This is a genomic window from Phreatobacter sp., from assembly GCF_016793595.1.
Taxonomy (GTDB): Bacteria; Pseudomonadota; Alphaproteobacteria; order Rhizobiales; family Phreatobacteraceae; genus Phreatobacter.
The window spans coordinates 406,511-426,045 of record NZ_JAEULY010000004.1 but is presented as its reverse complement, the minus strand read 5'-3'; the positions used below and the strand labels follow the sequence as shown (position 1 = coordinate 426,045).

The window sequence follows — 19,535 nt, the reverse complement described above, 5'->3', positions numbered from 1 at the left end:
TCCGCCGCCCCGATCCCGTCCACGACATCCCGGCAACGTGGTGAACGTGCGAGCAACGGCAGGAATCAGCCTGAGCGACGCCCGTCAGGCGCCGCCGAGCTGGTTGAGATCGATCGGCAGCGAGCGCGGTCGCTTGCCGGTCGCCGCGAAAACCGCATTGGAGATGGCCGGCCCGACCAGCGGTACGCCCGGCTCGCCAATGCCGGTCGGCGGTTCGGTCGAGGCGACGAGATGGACCTCCACCTTCGGCATTTCCGACATGCGGGTCGGCTCGAACGTGTCGAAATTGGTCTCCTGCACCTCGCCTTCCTTCAGGGTCAGGCGGTTGCGCAGCACGGAGGACAGCGCGAAGCCGACCGCACCCTCGATCTGGGCACGGACGATGTCGGGATTGACCACGATGCCGCAATCGACCGCCGCGACGATGCGGTCGACCTTGACCTTGCCGCCGTCCACCGTCACCTCGGCCGCCATGGCGACATGGGTGCGGAAGCTCTCGTGGACCGCGATGCCGCGCCCCTTGCCGGGCGGCAGCGGCTGGCCCCAGCCGGCCTTCTCGGCCGCGAGCTTCAGCACCGCCGCATCGCGTGGCGCCTTGCCGAGATAGTCGAGGCGGAAGGCGAGGGGGTCCTTGCCGGCGGCCTGCGCCAGTTCGTCCATGACGACCTCGGTGACCTGGCCCGTATGGGTATGGCCGACCGACCGCCACCACAGGACCGGCACGCCTTCGCGGCCGTTATGGACCTCCACATTGAGGTTGGCGATGTCGTAGCGCGTGTCGTTGGCGCCCTCGACCGTCGTCGCATCGACGCCGTTGGCCACCATCGTCGCCTCGAAGGGCGAGCCGATCAGGATCGACTTGCCGACGATGCGATGCTCCCAGCCGGCGATGCGGCCCTGCGCGTCCACCCCTGCGCGCACCTTGTGATAGACCATCGGCCGGTAATAGCCGGCCTGCATGTCGTCCTCGCGCGTCCAGACAAGGTGGATCGGCGCGCGATAGCCGGTGGCCTTCAGGATATGCGCCATCTCCGACACGTAGTCGCAGGTCGGCGTGGCGCGCCGGCCGAACGAGCCACCGGCAAACAGCGTGTTGAGCTGCACCTGATTGGCGGGGACGCCGCAGATGGCCGCGACAGTGGCCTGTTCCACCGTCTGGAACTGGAACCCAGCCCAGGCCTCGATGCCGCCATCCGCCCGCCGCTCGATGACGCCGTTCAGCGGCTCCATCGGCGCATGGGCGAGATAGGGGAACTCGAACTCGGCCTCGATGACCTTGGCGGCGCGTGTCAGGCCCTGCGCCGCATCGCCGCGCCGGCCGGCGGAGAGGCCACGCGAGGCGGCCTGACGCTTGTACTCGGCCATGATGGCGTCGCTCGACCGCGTTTCCGCGGCGGTGAAGTTCCAGGTCACTTTCAGCGCATCGCGACCCTTCATCGCGGACCAGGTGTCGCGCGCGACGACCGCGACGCCGCTCGGAATCTCGACCACATCGACGACACCCTTCACCTTGCGTGTCTCGGCCGCGTCGAAGCTCCTGACCCTGCCGCCGAATTTCGGCGAATGGGCTACCAGCGCGGTCAGCATGCCGGGGCGGCGAACGTCGATGGAGAAGGTTGCCTGTCCCGATGTCTTGGCGACCGAATCGACGCGCGGCGTCGCGCCATCCTTGCCGATCAGCGTCCAGTCGCCGGGGCCTTTCAGGACCGGATCGGCGACAACCGGCATGGTTGCCGCCTTGGCGGAGAGCTGGCCGAAGGTCGCCTGCCGCCCGCCATGGCTGACGACGCCGCGGGCGACGCGAATGTCGGCGGCCGGCACGCCCCATTCGGCGGCCGCGGCGGCGATCAGCATCTGCTTCGCCGCCGCGCCCGCCTTGCGCATCTGCAGCCACGATCCCGCGATGGTGGTCGAGCCGCCGACGCCCTGGACCGGGCCGAACAGCAGGTTGTTGTAAAGCCGGTGGTCGGCGGGCGCGAAAACCGCGCGCATCTGGCTCCAGTCGGCATCGAGTTCGTCGGCGACGATGGTGGTGAGGCCGGTGGTCACGCCCTGCCCCTTGTCGAGGGCCTTGATGATGACGGTCACGGTGTTGTCCGGCGCGATCCGCACGAAGGCGCCCGGGTTGGCCGGCAGGTTGGCGCCCGGCGCCTGCGCGAGAGCCTCGCCGTTCGGGCCGACAATGCCGGCGACGACCAGCGCGCCGCCGAGGGCCGCGCCGCCCTTCAGGAAGGCGCGACGGGTCGCCTCGTAGGACCGGATCGCATCGGCTGCGACCGTCAGATGCTGCGGCTGCATGCCGGCGACGGCAGCGGTGATGGTTTTGCCTTCGGGGGCGATGGTCATCGATGCGTCCTCCCTCAGGCCAGCGACCGGGCGGCGTCCTGGATCGCCGCCTTGATCCGCACGTAGGTCCCGCAGCGGCAGATATTGCCGTCCATGGCGTTGTTGATGTCGTCCTCGCTTGGCGTCCGGTTTTCGCTGAGCAGCGCGATGGCGCTCATGATCTGGCCGGACTGGCAGTAGCCGCACTGGACGACGTCGAGCTTGCGCCACGAGGCCTGCACCGCCTCCGCGACCCGTCCGTCGAGGCCCTCGATGGTGACGATCTTGCGGCCCTGCGCGTCGCCCGCCGGCAGCGAGCAGGAGCGCACCGCCTGCCCATCGACATGCACGGTGCAGGCGCCGCACAGCGCCTTGCCGCAGCCGAACTTGGTGCCCGTCAGGTTGGCGTGGTCGCGGATCGCCCACAGCAGCGGCATGTCGGGATCGGCGTCGATCTGATGGGACCGGCCGTTGATGTCGAGCGTCAGCATCGTCGCCTCGCGCTTGTCTGGAATGACGACAAGCTAGGCGCAAAGCCCGGCGCGCGACAGGGGGCCGCCGCAGCGCAGCACGGATTTGTGAACCGGGGCGGACGAACCTCAGAGCTGCGGAATGGCCTGTTTCAGCCGTTCGGCGGCGATTTCGATCTGGTCCTGCGAGCGCAGGTAGCAGAGCCGTAGATGGCCCTCGCCGCCGGGTCCGAAGGCGCTGCCGGGCGCGAGGCCGACCTTGGCGAGATCGACGATCTTCTTCGCGGCGGCGTTCGAATCGGTGACGCCGTCGATGCCGAAGAACAGATAGAAGGCCCCGTCAGGCCGCGAGAACCGGCAGCGGCCGGTCTCCTCGACGGCGGCCGAGATGATGTCGCGCGCCTTGCGGGCCTTGGCGATCTGATGATCGAGAAAGCCGCCGCCGCGCTCCAGCGCCACGATGCAGGCGCGCTGGATGAACACCGGCGAGCCGGAGGTCGAATACTGGATCAGGTTCTCGACCACATCGCCGAGCGAGGGATCGGCTTCCACCCAGCCGGTGCGCCAGCCGGTCATCGCCCAGTTCTTGGAGAAGGTGTTGACCCACAGGATGCGGTCGCCGTCCTCCCGTACGTCGTGGAACGAGGGCGCGCGTTTCTCCGCGCCCGTCCAGACGAAGCGGGTGTAGATCTCGTCGGCGATGATCCAGATGCCGCGTCGGCGGGCGATGGCGAGGATCGCCGCGAGTTCTTCCTTCGTGGCGGTCCAGCCGGTCGGGTTGGACGGCGTGTTGATGAAGAAGGCTTTCGTCTTCGGCGTGATGGTCGCCTCGAGCTTGTCGAGGTCGAGCGTCCAGCCGCGATTGCCGTGGTCGAGCTCGACGAAGACCGGCGTGGCGCCGCGCAGGCCCGCGGCGGCCGGCGCGTTCGGCCAGGTCGGGGAGGGGATGATCACCTCGTCGCCGGGGCCGGCCACCATGGTCATGGCGATCTGGATCGCCTGCATGCCCGAGCCGCAGACGAAGAATCGCTCGGGCGACAGCGGCCGGTCGTAGAGATCGGAGGCATAGGCCGACAGCGCCTGACGGAGCTCGGGAATGCCGCGCTGCCACGTATAGGTCGTCTCGCCGGCCGCGAGCGAGCGCGTCGCCGCCTCGTAGATGAAGGACGGGGTCGGGGCATCGCCCTCGCCGACCCAGAGCTGAATCACCTCGCCGGCATTCCGTGCATATTTCGACAGTTCGACGATGCCGCTCGCGGGCGCGCCCGAGGCTTCCGGGCGCAGCGTCTCGATGAGGGAAGTGGTCATGAAGCCCCGTCTGGGAATGGTGTCGGCGACACCATAGCCGCGCCGCGCGGCGGGTTCTCATGAATATCGCAGGCTTTTCCCATCAGCGAAGCCGATTGCCCACAGGGGCAGGGTTGGCCCGCCTACGGAAAAGGACAGCCTTGGTTTGGCCCGGAACCTCTTGCTATAAGCGCGCGACGAAAAAGACCTTGAGGGTGGCGGCGTGCGGCGTTTCATCGCGATTGTACCGGTCATGGCTGCGGCGCTGGCGCTCGGCGGCTGCAATACGTCCGGCAGCCTGTTCGGCGGCCAGAGCGATCCGCAGACGGCCGCCGCCCAGCAGCAGGGCGTCGGCTCGCGGGCCCACACTGCGCTGTTCGGCGCGCCGCAGGCGGGCGGGCAGCTGTCCGATCTCGCCCATTGCCCCCGGATCGAGGTGCGCGACGGCTCGAACGTCTGGCGGCAGGGCGGCGAAGGCCCGACGGAACTGCGCTATCAGGCGACGATCCTGGAGCTTGCCCGCGAGTGCCGGGTCGACGGGCAGACCATGACCATCCGTGTCGGTGTCGAGGGGCGCGTGCTGACCGGGCCGAAGGGCGAGGGCGGCCGCGTGACGCTGCCGATCCGCATCGCGGTGACGCAGGGTCTGTCGACCCCCGTCTGGACGAAACTCTATCAGGTGCCGATCGACGTGCCGGCCGGCTCCCCGAGCGTGACGTTCACGCAGGTCGAGGACCAGGTGCAGTTCCCGCTGCCCGAGGCGAACGCCCTGGCGCAGTACATCGTCTTCGTCGGTTTCGACAATCAGGCCCAGCAGCCCGAGCGGGGCCGCCGCGGGCGGGCGCGCACGGCGCAGCGGTAGGAGCGGCGCTCCCTGTCCGGGGCCCGTTGACAGGCCTCTGCGAGCCATGGCTGGCTCGCCGGCCGTTCTGCCCCGGAGCCCGCCATGTTCGCCTGGACCGATCTTGCGACCTATGTCGCCGTCGTCGCGCTGCTGTTCCTGATTCCGGGGCCGGCAGTGCTTCTCACCCTCGCTCGGGCCATTTCCGGCGGCCCGCGTGCCGGTATCGCGACGGGCTTCGGCATCGCCGCCGGTGATGCCGCCCACACGCTGATGGCAGTGATCGGCCTCTCGGCGGTGCTGATGACCTCGGCGCTCGCCTTCGACATCGTCAAATATCTCGGCGCGGCCTATCTGATCTATCTCGGCATCCGCGCCGTGCTGGAGCGCTCCGGCGGCGGGTTCGATCTGCCGAACGTCAAGCCGCTGTCCGGCGTGGTGGTCTTCCGACAGGCCTTTCTCACCGAGATCCTCAACCCGAAGACCGCGTTGTTCTTCCTGTCCTTCCTGCCGCAATTCGTCGATCCCGCGCGCGGCGCGGTGTCGCTCCAGCTTCTCGTCCTCGGCGCGATCTTCGTGGTCATGAGCATGGCCTATACGTCCATGCTCGCCTGGGCGGCCGGCTCCTTCGCGGGTTTTCTCAAGCGCAACGCGGCCATCGCGCGCTGGCAGAACAAGGTGGTCGGCGGCATCTATATCGGCCTCGGCCTGCAACTCGCCTTGCAGGAACGGCGCTGAGCCCGGCACCGCTGCTCACAAGCGCGCCACGCCTGCCTGCAAGCCCGCCTTGACTTCGCCTGATGATCCCGTCATTGCGATTGGCGTGTCATGCAAGCCCGGCGGGAGAGTCCGGGTGGTCTTCAAAGTCGAGATCTCCCGGCGCCGAAGGAGCAACGGCCCCGGAACCTCTCAGGCAAAAAGGACCGCCGGGGGAATGGCATTCTGGAAAGCGGCCGCGCGTCCAAACGCGGCCCACCGACGGAGTAAGCGGGCCGGCTGCTAGCCGAACCCCGTGAATCTCTCAGGTCCTGCGACAGAGGGGCGCGAGCGGGCGACAAGCCCGCGTTTCGGACGTGTTCGGCTGGCCCGGACGCGACCGCGCGCCGGAGTGCAGGACCAATGGGCGAGACCCACGACGGACCTTTGCTGAAAACGCCGCTTCATGCGCTGCATGTGGAGCTGGGCGCCAAGATGGTGCCCTTCGCCGGCTACGACATGCCGGTTCAATACCCGACTGGCGTGCTGACCGAGCATAACTGGACGCGCGAGCACGCCGGCCTGTTCGACGTCAGCCATATGGGCCAGTGCTTCCTGATCCCCGAGGACGGCCAGTTCGAGACGGCGGCGGCGGCGCTCGAAAAGCTGGTGCCGGCCGATATCCTGGCCCTCAAACCCGGCCAGCAGCGCTATTCGCAGTTCACCACCCCGCAGGGCGGCATCCTCGACGACCTGATGATCACCCGGCTCGGCCATCCCGGCCACGAGCACTGGCTCTATCTGGTGGTCAACGCCGGCTGCAAGGACGCCGACTACGCGCATCTGAAGGCGAATATGCCGGCCGGCGTGACGCTGAAGATCGCGTATGAGCTTGCCTTGATTGCCGTTCAGGGGCCGGAAGCGGCAGTGGCTGTCGCGACGCTCGCGCCGGAGCTTGCCGGCCTCAAGTTCATGACCTCGATGGATCTGCCGATTGCCGGCATCTGGGCGCATGTCTCGCGCACTGGCTACACGGGCGAGGACGGTGTCGAGATCTCGGTGAAAGCCGGCGACGTGGTCGCATTGACCCGGAAGCTGCTCGCCGACGAGCGCGTGAAGCCGATCGGCCTTGGCGCGCGCGACAGCCTGCGCCTCGAAGCCGGCCTCTGCCTCTACGGCCACGACATCAATACCTTTACATCACCCATTGAGGCGGGCCTCACCTGGTCGATCCAGAAGCGCCGTCGCACGGAAGGCGGCTTTCCCGGCGCGGCCCGCGTTCAGAAGGAATTGGCTGAGGGTGCCCCGCGCGCCCGCGTCGGTATCCTGCCCGACGGCCGGGCCCCGGCGCGCGAGGGCACCGTGATCAAGGCAGCCGACGGCTCGCCCATCGGCGATGTCACGTCGGGCGGCTTCGGGCCGACCATCAACGGCCCGCTCGCTATGGGCTATGTGAACCGCCGCTTCGCCGAGCCCGGCACGCCTGTTCTGCTTGAAGTGCGCGGCAAGGACCTGCCGGCGAAGATCGTCACCATGCCCTTCGCACCGCACCGCTATTTCCGCGGCTGACGCCAGAACAACTCCAGAGGACCAGCGCCATGGCCACCGTCAAATACACCAAGGACCACGAATATATCCGCATCGACGGCGATGTCGGCACCGTGGGCATTTCCCACTATGCGCAGGAGCAGCTTGGCGACGTCGTGTTCGTCGAGCTTCCGGCCGCGGGCAAGAGCTTCAAGAAGGGCGACAGCGCCGCAGTGGTCGAGAGCGTCAAGGCCGCTTCCGACATCTATTCGCCGGTCTCCGGCGAGGTGACAGCCGCCAATCCCGACCTCGAGGGAGCGCCCGCCACGGTCAACGACGACCCCGCCGGCAAGGGCTGGTTCTTCAAGATCAAGCTCGCCAATCCGTCCGAACTCGACGGGCTGATGGACGAGGCCGCCTACAAGGCCTTCCTCGACACGCTGTGAGCCACACACAACCCTCTCCCCTTGCGGGAGAGGTGGCGCCGTGAGGCGCCGGGTGAGGGGAGTGTCCCCCGCCGCACCAAACCCCTCACCCGCCCGCTGACGCGGGCCCCCTCTCCCGCAAGGGGAGAGGGTTTGGAACCGAGACGCCATGCGCTACCTGCCGCTGACCTCCGACGACCGCACCGACATGCTCGCGAAGATCGGCGTCGCCGCCGTCGACGATCTTTTCGCCAATGTCCCGAAGGGCAAGCTGCTGAAGGGGCTCGTCGATCTGCCGAAGGCGAAGGGCGAGCTCGAGGTCGAGCGCCTCATGGGCGCCATCGCGGCGGAGAACATCTCGGCCTCCGAGGTGCCGTTCTTCGTCGGGGCGGGTGCCTACAAGCACCATGTGCCGGCGACGGTGGATCACCTGATCCAGCGTTCCGAATTCCTGACCAGCTATACGCCCTACCAGCCGGAAATCGCTCAGGGCACGCTGCAATACCTGTTCGAGTTCCAGACGCAGGTCGCCATGCTCACCGGCATGGAGGTGGCCAATGCCTCCATGTATGACGGTTCGACCGGGGCTGCCGAGGCAGTGCTGATGGCGCACCGCGTGACGAAGCGGCGCAAGGCCATCCTCGCCGGCAACCTGCACCCGCACTACCGCGAGACCATCGACACCGTGTCGCGCATGGCCTCCGACGTGATCGTGTCGCTGGCACCGAACCCTGACGATGCCGGGGCCGACCTCAAGGCGGTCGCTGCCGCCATCGACGCCGAGACCTCATGCGTGGTCATCCAGACGCCGGATGTCTTCGGCAACCTGCACGACCTCACGACAATCGCGAAAAAGGCGCAGGATGCCGGCGCGCTGCTGATCGCGGTCGTCACCGAAGCCGTCTCGCTTGGCGCCGTCACCTCGCCAGGCGAGATGGGCGCGGACATCGTCGTGGCCGAGGGCCAGTCCATCGGCGTTGGCCTGAATTTCGGCGGTCCCTATGTCGGCCTGTTCGCGACCAAGCAGAAATATGTCCGTCAGATGCCCGGCCGCCTCTGCGGCGAGACGGTGGACGCCGAGGGCAAGCGCGGCTTCGTGCTGACGCTCTCGACCCGCGAGCAGCATATCCGCCGCGAGAAGGCGACCTCGAACATCTGCACCAATTCCGGACTGATGTGCCTCGCCTTCACCATCCACATGTCGCTGCTGGGCGAGGCGGGCTTGCGCAAGCTGGCGGCCGTCAACCACGCCAATGCCTGCGATCTCGCCGACCGGCTGGCGGATCTCGACGACGTCGATGTCCTCAACAAGACCTTCTTCAACGAATTCGCGATCCGCGTGCCGGGCGATGCCGCCAGGGTCGTGGAGAAGATGGCGAAGAAGGGCGTGCTGGCCGGCGTGCCGGCCTCGCGCCTCTGGCCGAGGGACAAGGCGCTGGCCGGCGTGATCCTCGTCGCCAATACGGAAGTGAACACCGACGACGACCGCGCGGCCTTCGTGGCGGCGCTGGGCGCGAGCATCTGAGGAGCGGACCGATGTCGATGAACAACCAGGGTCGTCCCACCGCCGCCGGCGAAGCCGGTTCCGCCTCCGCGCACCGCACCTTTACCGGCAACAAGGCGCTGCAGATCGAGGAGGCGCTGATCTTCGAGTTCGGCCGTCCCGAGGTCACCGGCGTCGATATTCCGGAACCGAAAAAGGCGAAGTCCCGCCTCGGCAAGCTCGACCGCAAGGAGCCCATCGGGCTGCCGGGCCTCGCCGAGCCAGAGGCCATGCGCCACTACGTGCGTCTGTCGTCGAAGAACTTCGGCATCGACACCGGGCTGTTCCCGCTCGGCTCCTGCACGATGAAGCACAATGCCCGCCTCAACGAGAAGATGGCGCGGCTGCCGGGCTTCGGCGACATCCACCCGCTCCAGCCGGTCTCGACCGTGCAGGGCGCGCTGCAACTGATCGACACGCTGGCGCATTATCTCAAAGAGCTGACCGGCATGCCCGCCGTCGCGATGAGCCCGAAAGCCGGCGCCCATGGCGAGCTTGCCGGCATGATGGCGATCAAGGCCGCGCTGGAGGCGAAGGGCCAGGGCCATCGCAAGGTGGTGCTGGTGCCGGAATCCGCCCATGGCACCAACCCGGCGACGGCCGCCCTCATCGGTTTCGAGGTGAAGGCCGTGCCGGCGCAGGCCGATGGCACCGTGCATGTCGCCGACGTGAAGGCGGCGCTGGCGCCGGATGTCGCGGCGATCATGCTGACCAACCCGAACACCTGCGGCATCTTCGAGAAGGAGATCGTCGAGATCGCCAAGGCGATCCACGACAACGGCTCCTACTTCTACTGCGACGGCGCCAACTTCAACGCCATCGTCGGCAAGGCGCGGCCGGGCGATCTCGGCGTCGATGCCATGCACATCAACCTGCACAAGACCTTCTCGACGCCCCATGGCGGCGGCGGACCGGGTGCGGGGCCTGTCGTGTTGTCGGAGCGGCTGGCGGCCTTCGTGCCCTATCCCTTCGTGCGCGTCGGCAAGGGCTATTCTCTCGTCGAGGAAGGTGGAAAACTTCAGGACGGCGAGCAGCCTTTCGGCCGCATGTCGGCCTTCCACGGCCAGATGGGCATGTTCACCCGGGCCCTTGCCTACATGCTCAGCCACGGCGCCGACGGCATGAAGCAGGCGTCCGAGGATGCCGTGCTCAACGCCAACTACATCCGCGCCTCGCTCTCGGACCTGATGAGCCTGTCCTTCGGCGACCAGCCCTGCATGCACGAGGCGCTGTTCGACGACGAGTGGCTCAAGAACACGGGCGTCGCGACCCTCGATTTCGCAAAGGCCATGATCGACGAGGGCTACCACCCGATGACCATGTATTTCCCGCTGGTCGTCCACGGGGCCATGCTCATCGAGCCGACCGAGTCGGAATCGCGGGCTTCCCTCGACCTGTTCATCGCGACGCTGCGCGACCTTGCCATGTCGGCGAAGCGTGGCGAGGTCGACCGGTTCAAGGGCGCGCCCTACCACGCCCCGCGCCGCCGCCTCGACGAGACGCGGGCGGCCCGCACGCCCATCCTGCGCTGGACGAAGCCTGCGCCCTACGCGGAGGCGGCGGAGTAATCCGCCGCCCTAACATGCGCTCCGATCAGACCGGATCGGATTCGCGGTTCATCGTCCTGTTTGCGCATGATCCCGAAAACCGGTTCCCGCTTTTCGGGATCATGCTTTGGCGCACGGGGATGGGCTGCGTGCAGCGCTGGTAGGTGTGGGCGATCTGGCTGCCGGGGAAGGTGACCATCATCCGGTCGCCCAGCCCCATCAGCGACACTCCGCCGCGATAGCGCCGCCCGCCCTGCACTTCGACGCAGGGGCCGCGACCCTCGAATATGCCGTCGGCGACGATGCGGATGCGGTCGAACGTGCATGTCGCGTGGAACATTTGCGCCGCCCGCCTTTCCACCCTGAGCCGCCCCCGGCTCGCCGGGTCGGTGCAGGCTTCGGCATCCCGGCCCCAGGTGCCATGCAGCTCATCCGGCATGGCGGCAGCGGGGACCGTGGGCGTTGCGCCGGCGGCAGCGGTCATCAATGCAAGGGCGAGAAGGCTCAGGCGAAACATCGGAGCACCGGACGGGGAACTGGCCCATCTTGTCGCCGCTGCCTGTTTCGAGCCTGTGCCGCGGACGGGTTGTCGCCATGCCGCCAACCGGGCAGACCGGCAGCGAAACGCCGGCATCTTGCGCCAGTCCTTGGCGACAGGCACAACAGCGCGGAAACACGCAACCGGCAAGTTCGGCCGGCGCATCGCGGAGCGGAGCCGATGCCCGGATTTTCGACATGGCGCACGCCCCTGCCGTTGCTGGCGCTTCTTGCGGGGCTCGCCGGCAGCTCGGCCGTTTGCGCCGCCGACGATGCCGCACCCGTTGCCGGCGGACATGCCGGCCATATGCACGACGCGGACGATCCTGCTCGCCGGGCCCGGCTGGAGTTCGATCGCTACATGGCGGGTGCGCCGAGAGGTGAGCTGCCACGGCTTGCCGACCCCGCGACCGCTCCGATGCTCCGCGCCATCTGGGATGGGATCGGCATCACGCCGGCGAGGCGCTTCGGCGCGCGCGACGTGCCGTCGCTCTTTCGCACCTGTTCGTCCGGGCAGGCGGTGCTTGCCCGCTATTTCGCAGCCGATTCCGCAGCGGCGGGAGCATCCGGTGACGGATTCTGGCCTGAAATCCTGGAAGGCATCGATTTCATGATCCGCTGCTCGGCGGCGCTGCTTCAGGCCAATGCCGAGGCCCTGCAGGGGCAGCTGCCGGGCCTCGCTTTCGCCGAGTCCCGCGTCGGCGCCGAACAGCTGCGCGGCCAGCTTGTCGAGCAGTTCAACGGTCCGCTGCGGGCCATTGCGGCAGGCGCGCTCGCGGGCGAGGCGGTCGATCGGATTACGGTCGCCCTCCGCGAGACGGGGCCGCGGGTGGCGGGCTCGCTGCCGACCCCCGAGCGAGACGCGCTTCTGGAATTGGTCCGGGCGGCGGCGGCGAAGGCCGGGCCGCTTGCGCGAGCCGACCTTGAGACCTTCGCGGACGTGGTTGCGAGCCGCTGACGCCTTTGCGCCCTTGCCTTTCGGGCGATCTTCCCCCTAAAGAGACGCCATGCGCGCCATCCGCTCCTGTTCGCGAATTACCGGCCCGGCCTCCTGAAGGCCGCGCCTGATCGCGCGCGCCCGGAGGTCCGGGGTCCCGACAACCCGCCCTTGAAGCCTGCGGCCGTGAATGCCGCCAGTTCCGGCCGATCATCCCATGTCCGACAAGACCAGCACCGCCTCGCCCGAAACCGCCGAGGCATTCGACTATTCCAAGACCCTGCTCCTGCCCGAGACGCCGTTCCCGATGCGCGCCGGCCTGCCCGAGAAGGAGCCGCAAATCCTGAAGGCATGGGAGGACATGAGCCTCTACGGGCGCCTGCGCCGCGAGGCCAAGGGCCGCGACCGTTTCGTGCTGCATGATGGCCCTCCTTACGCCAATGGCCACCTCCATATCGGCCACGCGCTCAACAAGATCCTCAAGGACATGGTGACGAAGTCGCAGCAGATGCTCGGCTTCGACAGTGACTACGTGCCCGGCTGGGACTGCCACGGCCTGCCGATCGAGTGGAAGATCGAGGAGGAATACCGGGCCAAGGGCAAGAACAAGGACGACGTTGATGTCGTCGAGTTCCGGCAGGAATGCCGCGCCTTCGCCACCCGCTGGCTGAACGTGCAGCGGGAGGAGTTCAAGCGTCTCGGCGTCGTCGGCGACTGGGCCAACCCCTACCAGACCATGACCTTCCACGCCGAGGCGCAGATCGCCGAGGAGCTGATGAAGTTCGCGGCGAGCGACCAGCTCTATCGCGGCTCGAAGCCGGTCATGTGGTCGGTGGTCGAGAAGACGGCGCTGGCTGAAGCCGAGGTCGAGTATCACGATTACCAGAGCGACATGGTCTGGGTGGCGTTTCCGGTGGCGGGCCTCGATGCGGCCGTCGTCATCTGGACCACCACGCCGTGGACGATGCCCGGCAACCGCGCGATCTCGTTCTCCAGCCGTATCCCCTACGGCCTCTATCGTGTCACGCAGGCCGCCGAGAACAACTGGGCCAAGGCCGGTGCGACCTATGTCCTCGCCGACAAGCTGGCCGCCGACGTGTTCAAATCGGCCAAGGTCGAGGCGTTCGAGCGCGTCCGCGACGTGCCTGCCTCGGAACTGGCCGGCCTCACCGCCGCTCATCCCCTGCGTGGGCAGGGCTACGATTTCGACGTGCCGCTTCTCGACGGCGACCACGTCACCGACGATGCCGGCACCGGCTTCGTCCACACCGCGCCGGGCCACGGCCGCGAGGACTTCGACATCTGGATGGCGAATGGCCGCGTGCTGGCCGAGCGGGGCATCGAGACCCGTATCCCCTATACCGTTGACGGCGACGGCCGCTTCACCAAGGAAGCGCCGGGCTTCGAGGGCCGTCAGGTCATCACCGACAAGGGCGACAAGGGCGACGCCAATCAGGCCGTCATCGACGCGCTGGTCGCTGCCGGCGCGCTGGTCGCGCGCGGCCGCCTGAAGCACCAGTACCCGCATTCCTGGCGCTCGAAGAAGCCGGTGATCTTCCGCAATACGCCCCAGTGGTTCATCGCCATGGACAAGCCCTATGCGGAGGACGGCAAGACGCTGCGCCAGCGCGCGCTGAAGGCCATCTCCGACACGCAGTGGGTGCCGGAATCCGGCGAGAACCGCATCCGCGGCATGATCGAGAACCGCCCGGACTGGGTGGTGTCGCGCCAGCGCGCCTGGGGCGTGCCTATTGCTGTCTTCGTCAATCGCGATACCGGTGAAATCCTCAAGGACGAGGCAGTCAATCTGCGCATCAACGAGGCCTTCCGGCAGGAGGGTGCCGACGCCTGGTTCAAGACCGGAGCCAAGGAACGGTTTTTGGGTCCGCAGTACCAGTCCTCGGATTGGGACAAGGTCGATGACGTCCTCGACGTCTGGTTCGATTCCGGCTCCACCCATGCCTTCACGCTGGAGAGGCCGCAGGATTTCCCGAACTTCGCGGGCCTGAAGCGCAAGATCGACGGCGGTGCGGATACGGTCATGTATCTGGAAGGCTCCGACCAGCATCGCGGCTGGTTCCATTCCTCGCTGCTGGAGAGCTGCGGCACGCGCGGCCGCGCGCCCTACGACGTCGTGCTGACCCATGGTTTCGTGCTCGACGGCGACGGCCGCAAGATGTCGAAGTCGCTCGGCAACACCGTTGCCCCGCAGGATGTGATCAAGCAGTCGGGTGCGGACATCCTGCGCCTGTGGGTGGCGGCTTCCGACTATTCCGACGATCTCCGGATCGGCAAGGAAATCCTTCAGACCACCTCCGACGCCTATCGCAAGCTGCGCAACACGATCCGCTGGATGCTGGGCGCGCTCGCCCATCACGACGGTTCGGCCCTGCCGGCGGTCGCGGATCTGCCCGAACTGGAGCGGCTGATGCTGCACCGGCTGGCGGAGCTGTCGCCGGATGTCCAGGAGGCCTATCGGACCTATGACTACAAGAAGGTCTTCGCGCTGCTGACGCAGTTCATGAACGTCGATCTCTCCGCCTTCTACTTCGACATCCGCAAGGACCGTCTCTACTGCGATCCCGTCTCCTCGACCGAGCGCAAGGCGACGCTGGCGGTGATCGAGGAGGTCTTCAGGGCGGTGACGACCTGGCTCGCTCCGATTCTCTCGTTCACGACGGAAGAGGCCTGGTGGGACCGCTACGGCCGCGACGGGTCGGTGCATCTCGCCGGCTTCTACACTGCTGACGCCGCCTGGCTCGACCCGGCTCTCGACGCGAAATGGGAAAAGGTCCGCAAGGTCCGGCGCGTCGTCACCGGCGCGCTGGAAGTGGAACGCGCGGCGAAGCGCATGGGTTCGTCGCTGGAGGCCGCGCCGGTGGTTTATGTCGGGGATGCCGACCTCAAGACGGCGCTCGACGGTATCGACCTCGCCGAGGTGGCGATCACATCGGGCGCGACGGTCATCGCGGGCGAGGGACCGGCGGAAGCCTTCCGCGCGGAGGACACCAAAGGCGTCGCGGTGGTTCCGGTGAAGGCGTCCGGCATCAAATGCGCCCGTTCCTGGAAGTATTTCGATCCCGCCACTGCCGACGCCGACTATCCCGACGTCACGCCGCGCGATGCGGCAGCCATGCGCGAGTGGAAGCAGCGTCACGTGATGTGACCGCCTTCGGGTCCAGGTGGGCGGCGTTGATCAGCTGCCTACCCGGTCTTTCCCTTAAGCGACAACACGTCGGGGCAAAGACCGATCCCAGCCTGTCCGGTTCATGCGACAATGCGGCGTCAGAATCGGGAGCGCCCATGCCTCGGGGCAAAGGATGGCTGCAATATCGACCGGCGGGAGAGGCCGGCGAGGACGGTCCGCACGGGGGCACGCGCTTTGCGGTCGTGTCCTTCGTCCAGCGCGGCTCGCGCATGATCGCCGAGGACGTCCACTACCTCGATACGGTCGAACAGGGCCGCGTCGTGGCAAAATTCATCGCGGCGCGGCGGCCGGGCGTCCTGCTTCTCTCGGTATCGCCTTCGCTCGAGGACGAGGATCCTGAGATCGTCGTCCTCGAACAGATCGGCGCCGGATTGGCGAGCGCCACCGCAACGGTGCACTAGAGCACCTTCGCGCGAAATGGATATCGGTTCGCGTTGAGAAGGTGCGTCATATCAATAGATCAGAGTGTTTCCGCCATTCGTGGAAGGGCGGAAGCGCTCTTGGGATCGAAGCGGCGCCGCGAACGGCGCCACGATCGGGTTTGATCAGGCCAGCTTGAGCTCGTCGGCCGACTGCTTGCCGGTGCGGCGGTCAGTCGCGAGCTCGTACGACACCTGCTCGCCCTCACGCAGGTCGTTGAGACCGGCGCGCTGAACGGCGGAGATGTGGACGAACACGTCCTTGCCGCCGTCGGACGGCTGGATGAAGCCGTAGCCCTTCTGGGGGTTGAACCACTTAACGGTCCCGGTCGCCATGGAATGCTCCTCGATGTTTGGCGGTGGAGGGAGGTGTCAGGCAGCCCGTCGCCGGGGCTGAGGACGCTGTTGACGCTGGGGCGGGCGTGCATCGCCGCGGGCCCCGGCGGGCAGGGGGGAGCCGACCACGGAGAGCGGCACCCGCGTCAGCCGCTCGATGGCGGTGAGGTAGGAGCGCTCGCTCGGGTCGCAGAAGGCATAGGCGATGCCGGTCCGTCCGGCCCGGCCGGTGCGGCCGATGCGGTGGACATAGCTTTCGGGCTCGTTCGGCAGCTCGTAGTTGATGACGTGCGTCACCTCGGCCACGTCGATGCCGCGGGCGAACAGGTCCGTCGCCACCAGCACGCGGCAATCGCCGGTCTTGAAGGCCGCGAGCGCCCGCTGGCGGGCGTTCTGGCTCTTGTTGCCGTGGATCGCATCGGCCGAATGGCCGCTCTTGGCGAGCTGGCCGGCCAGTTTGTTGGCGCCGTGCTTGGTGCGGGTGAAGACCACCACGCGGGCCAGCGCCGGATCGTCCAGCAGCTTTTCAAGGAGCGCCTTCTTGTCGGGCTGCTGCACGTGGAAGACGTGCTGCTCGATGGCCTCGACGGTGACGACTTCCGGCGTTACCTCGACGCGCATCGGCTCCCACAGCATGTCGCGGGCGAGCTTGGCGACTTCCTTGGGCATGGTCGCCGAGAACAGCATCGACTGGCGCTGCTCGGGCAGCTTCGCGATGATCTTCTTGACGTCGTGGATGAAGCCCATATCGAGCATGCGGTCGGCCTCGTCGAGGACGAGGTGGGTGACCGTGTCGAGGCGCACGAGGCCCTGGTTCATCAGGTCCAGCAGCCGGCCGGGGGTGGCCACCAGCATGTCGATGCCGCGCGCCAGCGCCTGAACCTGCGGGTTCTGGCCGACACCGCCGAAGATCACGGCATGTCGCAGCTTGGTGTGCTTCGACAGCCGCTCGACATTGTCGAAGATCTGCAGCGCCAGTTCGCGCGTCGGGGCGAGCACGAGGGCGCGCACGCCCTTGGCCGGCATCCTGACGGCCTCGTCCAGCATGTGGTGCAGAATCGGCAGGGCGAAGGCCGCGGTCTTGCCGGTGCCGGTCTGGGCGATGCCGATGAGATCGTAGTCGTCGAGAAGATGGGGGATGGCCTTGGCCTGGATCGGCGTCGGGCGTACGAAGTTCGCGTCGGAGAGAGAACGCAGAAGCGGCTCGGCCAACCCGAGCTCTGCAAAAGTCTGATTGTTCAAGAAAGTTGGTCTTTCGGTCCTACCGGATACGCCCCCTTGGCGTCCTCCAGCTCGAAGTCACGAACCGCGCGCCGGGCGGATCAGACGGAGTTGTCGCACCGGATCTCCGGTTGTCGACGCCCGGTACAAAACTTGAGGCGGCGCAGCGCAGTCACGACGATGATTGCATCATACATGCGGTAAGCCCATGGGCGCGTCAAGCCCGCACATGAAATTTAGCTCTCCGCAGCCGGCGAATAATTACTAGTCTTGTCGAGAATTTCTCCAAAAACCACTGAACCGGGTGAAATTCTTCCAAGTCTAGCCAAGGTGCGGCCGCCCGCTACCGCTTGTGTTTCCATGGGGAAGGGCCAACCGGTGAGCATGGCGGCGTTGTGCGGCCGCTCGGACCGATTGCGACATGCGCCGCCGGCCGTTACTTGAAGCGTCGAAGCTGCGGCCATGGTTTCGCGGCGCTTCGGGAGGTGTCCAATGACCACGACCAGCCGACAGGTTCTTCTCGCCAGCCGTCCCCACGGCGAGCCCACCGCCGCGAATTTCTCCATCGTCGATACGCAATTGCCCGCGCCCGGTCCTGATCAGGTGCTTCTCAAGATCCGCTACCTTTCGCTGGACCCCTATATGCGCGGGCGCATGAGCGATGCGAAGTCCTATGCCGCGCCGGTGCCGATTGGCGGCGTCATGGAGGGCGGCACGGTCGCCGAGGTCGTCGCCTCCAACAGCGAGCGGTTCCGGCCGGGCGACATCGTGCTGTCCCATTCCGGCTGGCAGAGCCATGCCGTGGCCGACGCCAAGGACCTGCGCAAGGTCGACCCGACCGCCGCGCCGATCTCCACCGCCGTTGGTGTTCTCGGCATGCCCGGCATGACCGCCTATACCGGCCTGCTCACGATCGGCCAGCCGAAGCCTGGCGAGACCGTCGTCGTCGCGGCCGCCACCGGACCGGTCGGCTCGGCGGTCGGCCAGATCGCGAAGATCAAGGGCGCTCGCGCGGTCGGCATTGCCGGCGGCGCGGACAAGGTCAAGGCGCTGACCGAGGAGTTCGGCTTCGATGTCGGCCTCGACCACCGCTCGCCGACGTTCGCCGCCGACCTCAAGAAGGCCTGCCCGGACGGTATCGACGTCTATTTCGAGAATGTCGGCGGCCACGTCTTCGACGCGGTGCTCCCGCTGCTCAATTTCTTCGCCCGCGTCCCGGTCTGCGGCGTCATCGCCCAGTATAACGCCACCTCGCTGCCGGACGGACCGGACCGCCTGCCGCTGTTGATGCGCGATGTCCTGACCAAGCGGCTCAACCTGCGTGGCTTCATCGTCCGCGACTTCGCCGACCAGTCGAAGGCCTTTTTCACCGACATGAGCCAGTGGATTCGCGAGGGCAAGGTCAAGTACCGCGAGGACGTGGTCGATGGCCTCGACAAGGCGCCCGAGGCCTTCATCGGTCTGCTGAAGGGCCGGAACTTCGGCAAGCTGGTGGTGAAGGTCGGCTAGCCGTCTCGCCGCGCCCCGGTCGAGCCGGGCGCGGCGTCAATCGTCCCGACAAAGCCGGTCGGATGTGGCAGGCGGTTTCGCCTGTCACTCCAGATGCGCGCCGATGAACCAGTGGTCCTTGTCGAGCGCCCGGGCGATGCCGGTGAAGATGTCGGCGGTGACCGCATCGCCGGCCTCGTCAGACTGATCCACCGCCGCGCGGCAGGCGGCAGCCACCGCTCCGAGATGGTCCGCGATCTGGCGGACATGCGTGGTCTGGCTGGTCGCCGTGGTCGGGTAGGGCGACAGCGAGGTCGCCTTGGCCACCGCCTGAACGGTGCCGAAGGCGGTGCCGCCGAGCTGCACGCAACGCTCGGCGATCGTATCGTAGTGCTCCTCCACCCGCGCGGAGACCTGATCGAGCAGCTCGTGGATGGCGATGAAGCTCGGTCCCTTGATGTTCCAGTGGGCCTGCTTGACCGCCAGTTTCAGATCGATCGTGTCGGCCAGCCGTGCGTTGAGCAGGTCGATCATGGCGGCGCGCGTGTTGCTCGTCAGGTCGCTGACGAAGGCCTGATGGCCGGACGGCCTGCCTCCGGCCTTGGCTTTCGGGGCTGCGGTCTTGCGGGTAGTGGATTTGCTCATGGCGGACCTCCGGTGATCGTCACGCAACAATGCGCCGGATGGTCTGCTGGTTCCACGGGCGGGATCGCCGGCCTGAACGCGCG

Annotated in this window: 17 protein-coding genes and 1 riboswitch; of the genes, 10 read left to right on the top strand and 7 right to left on the bottom strand. The window is 67.3% G+C overall.

Translation table 11 applies throughout. The annotated features are described in order from the left end of the window. Positions 1-84: 84 nt before the first annotated feature. The 3 genes from JNK84_RS06120 to JNK84_RS06110 all read right to left on the bottom strand — a co-directional run bounded on the left by JNK84_RS06120 (position 85) and on the right by JNK84_RS06110 (position 4,103). Positions 85-2,298, bottom strand: coding sequence for a xanthine dehydrogenase family protein molybdopterin-binding subunit (locus tag JNK84_RS06120; RefSeq protein ID WP_293423498.1), 2,214 nt, complete (start codon positions 2,296-2,298; stop codon positions 85-87). Between the two features lie 62 nt (positions 2,299-2,360). Beyond that, positions 2,361-2,816 carry a (2Fe-2S)-binding protein gene (locus JNK84_RS06115; RefSeq protein ID WP_293421603.1) on the bottom strand — a complete coding sequence of 152 codons (456 nt, stop codon included), beginning with the start codon at positions 2,814-2,816 and terminating at the stop codon, positions 2,361-2,363. A gap of 108 nt (positions 2,817-2,924) precedes the next feature. Continuing rightward, positions 2,925-4,103, bottom strand: coding sequence for a pyridoxal phosphate-dependent aminotransferase (locus JNK84_RS06110; protein WP_293421601.1), 1,179 nt, complete (start codon positions 4,101-4,103; stop codon positions 2,925-2,927). Between the two features lie 202 nt (positions 4,104-4,305). Between JNK84_RS06110 and JNK84_RS06105 the strand changes: the two genes are divergently transcribed. From JNK84_RS06105 to gcvPB, 6 genes are all read left to right on the top strand, one after another. Then, the gene (locus JNK84_RS06105; RefSeq protein WP_293421599.1) at positions 4,306-4,944 is read left to right on the top strand and encodes a hypothetical protein; all 639 of its coding nucleotides are present in this window, start codon (positions 4,306-4,308) and stop codon (positions 4,942-4,944) included. 84 nt (positions 4,945-5,028) lie between these two features. Then, complete coding sequence (locus tag JNK84_RS06100) at positions 5,029-5,661, top strand: LysE family translocator (RefSeq protein WP_293421597.1); 633 nt, start codon at positions 5,029-5,031, stop codon at positions 5,659-5,661. A gap of 92 nt (positions 5,662-5,753) precedes the next feature. Next, positions 5,754-5,859, top strand: a riboswitch (glycine riboswitch). A 183-nt stretch (positions 5,860-6,042) separates the two neighbouring features. Continuing rightward, the gene (gene gcvT, locus JNK84_RS06095) at positions 6,043-7,188 is read left to right on the top strand and encodes a glycine cleavage system aminomethyltransferase GcvT (RefSeq protein ID WP_293421595.1); all 1,146 of its coding nucleotides are present in this window, start codon (positions 6,043-6,045) and stop codon (positions 7,186-7,188) included. 29 nt (positions 7,189-7,217) lie between these two features. Continuing rightward, entirely contained in the window at positions 7,218-7,592 is a 375-nt protein-coding gene (gcvH, locus tag JNK84_RS06090; RefSeq protein ID WP_293421593.1) for a glycine cleavage system protein GcvH, read from the top strand. 148 nt (positions 7,593-7,740) lie between these two features. Beyond that, a complete protein-coding gene (gene gcvPA, locus JNK84_RS06085; RefSeq protein WP_293421591.1) occupies positions 7,741-9,096 on the top strand; it encodes an aminomethyl-transferring glycine dehydrogenase subunit GcvPA in 1,356 nt (451 codons plus the stop codon). Positions 9,097-9,107: 11 nt separating this feature from the next. Beyond that, positions 9,108-10,682, top strand: a complete 1,575-nt coding sequence (gene gcvPB / locus JNK84_RS06080; protein ID WP_293421589.1) for an aminomethyl-transferring glycine dehydrogenase subunit GcvPB — start codon at positions 9,108-9,110, stop codon at positions 10,680-10,682. Positions 10,683-10,707: 25 nt separating this feature from the next. Here the strand turns inward: gcvPB and JNK84_RS06075 are convergent, their stop codons facing one another. Next, positions 10,708-11,145 (bottom strand): hypothetical protein, encoded by a 438-nt coding sequence (locus JNK84_RS06075; protein ID WP_293421587.1) that lies wholly within the window; start codon positions 11,143-11,145, stop codon positions 10,708-10,710. 234 nt (positions 11,146-11,379) lie between these two features. Here JNK84_RS06075 and JNK84_RS06070 point away from each other — a divergent pair, with 234 nt between their 5' ends. The 3 genes from JNK84_RS06070 to JNK84_RS06060 all read left to right on the top strand — a co-directional run bounded on the left by JNK84_RS06070 (position 11,380) and on the right by JNK84_RS06060 (position 15,744). Then, the gene (locus tag JNK84_RS06070; protein WP_293421585.1) at positions 11,380-12,156 is read left to right on the top strand and encodes a hypothetical protein; all 777 of its coding nucleotides are present in this window, start codon (positions 11,380-11,382) and stop codon (positions 12,154-12,156) included. Positions 12,157-12,352: 196 nt separating this feature from the next. After that, positions 12,353-15,301: an isoleucine--tRNA ligase gene (gene ileS, locus JNK84_RS06065; protein ID WP_293421583.1), complete on the top strand. Its 2,949-nt coding sequence runs from the start codon at positions 12,353-12,355 to the stop codon at positions 15,299-15,301. Positions 15,302-15,438: 137 nt separating this feature from the next. Beyond that, the gene (locus JNK84_RS06060; protein ID WP_293421581.1) at positions 15,439-15,744 is read left to right on the top strand and encodes a hypothetical protein; all 306 of its coding nucleotides are present in this window, start codon (positions 15,439-15,441) and stop codon (positions 15,742-15,744) included. Positions 15,745-15,888: 144 nt separating this feature from the next. Here JNK84_RS06060 and JNK84_RS06055 read toward each other — a convergent pair whose 3' ends face one another. Both JNK84_RS06055 and JNK84_RS06050 read right to left on the bottom strand, forming a co-directional pair. Next, on the bottom strand, positions 15,889-16,098 hold the full coding sequence (locus JNK84_RS06055) for a cold-shock protein (protein ID WP_293421579.1): 210 nt from the start codon (positions 16,096-16,098) through the stop codon (positions 15,889-15,891). Positions 16,099-16,134: 36 nt separating this feature from the next. Next, a complete protein-coding gene (locus JNK84_RS06050) occupies positions 16,135-17,310 on the bottom strand; it encodes a DEAD/DEAH box helicase (protein ID WP_293421577.1) in 1,176 nt (391 codons plus the stop codon). A gap of 501 nt (positions 17,311-17,811) precedes the next feature. Here JNK84_RS06050 and JNK84_RS06045 point away from each other — a divergent pair. Then, positions 17,812-18,828 carry an NADP-dependent oxidoreductase gene (locus tag JNK84_RS06045; RefSeq protein WP_293421575.1) on the top strand — a complete coding sequence of 339 codons (1,017 nt, stop codon included), beginning with the start codon at positions 17,812-17,814 and terminating at the stop codon, positions 18,826-18,828. 84 nt (positions 18,829-18,912) lie between these two features. Here JNK84_RS06045 and dps read toward each other — a convergent pair whose 3' ends face one another. Then, positions 18,913-19,341, bottom strand: a complete 429-nt coding sequence (dps, locus tag JNK84_RS06040) for a DNA starvation/stationary phase protection protein Dps (protein WP_441343220.1) — start codon at positions 19,339-19,341, stop codon at positions 18,913-18,915. Positions 19,342-19,535 lie beyond the last annotated feature (194 nt).

Bases quoted from the DNA above. Each gene is read 5' to 3' on its own strand.
- JNK84_RS06120 (WP_293423498.1), bottom strand. From the start codon at position 2,298: ATGCAGCCGCAGCATCTGACGGTCGCAGCCGATGCGATCCGGTCCTAC.
- JNK84_RS06115 (WP_293421603.1), bottom strand. From the start codon at position 2,816: ATGCTGACGCTCGACATCAACGGCCGGTCCCATCAGATCGACGCCGAT.
- JNK84_RS06110 (WP_293421601.1), bottom strand. From the start codon at position 4,103: ATGACCACTTCCCTCATCGAGACGCTGCGCCCGGAAGCCTCGGGCGCG.
- JNK84_RS06100 (WP_293421597.1), top strand. From the start codon at position 5,029: ATGTTCGCCTGGACCGATCTTGCGACCTATGTCGCCGTCGTCGCGCTG.
- gcvT (WP_293421595.1), top strand. From the start codon at position 6,043: ATGGGCGAGACCCACGACGGACCTTTGCTGAAAACGCCGCTTCATGCG.
- gcvH (WP_293421593.1), top strand. From the start codon at position 7,218: ATGGCCACCGTCAAATACACCAAGGACCACGAATATATCCGCATCGAC.
- gcvPA (WP_293421591.1), top strand. From the start codon at position 7,741: ATGCGCTACCTGCCGCTGACCTCCGACGACCGCACCGACATGCTCGCG.
- gcvPB (WP_293421589.1), top strand. From the start codon at position 9,108: ATGTCGATGAACAACCAGGGTCGTCCCACCGCCGCCGGCGAAGCCGGT.
- JNK84_RS06075 (WP_293421587.1), bottom strand. From the start codon at position 11,145: ATGACCGCTGCCGCCGGCGCAACGCCCACGGTCCCCGCTGCCGCCATG.
- JNK84_RS06070 (WP_293421585.1), top strand. From the start codon at position 11,380: ATGCCCGGATTTTCGACATGGCGCACGCCCCTGCCGTTGCTGGCGCTT.
- ileS (WP_293421583.1), top strand. From the start codon at position 12,353: ATGTCCGACAAGACCAGCACCGCCTCGCCCGAAACCGCCGAGGCATTC.
- JNK84_RS06060 (WP_293421581.1), top strand. From the start codon at position 15,439: ATGCCTCGGGGCAAAGGATGGCTGCAATATCGACCGGCGGGAGAGGCC.
- JNK84_RS06055 (WP_293421579.1), bottom strand. From the start codon at position 16,098: ATGGCGACCGGGACCGTTAAGTGGTTCAACCCCCAGAAGGGCTACGGC.
- JNK84_RS06045 (WP_293421575.1), top strand. From the start codon at position 17,812: ATGACCACGACCAGCCGACAGGTTCTTCTCGCCAGCCGTCCCCACGGC.
- dps (WP_441343220.1), bottom strand. From the start codon at position 19,341: ATGATCGACCTGCTCAACGCACGGCTGGCCGACACGATCGATCTGAAA.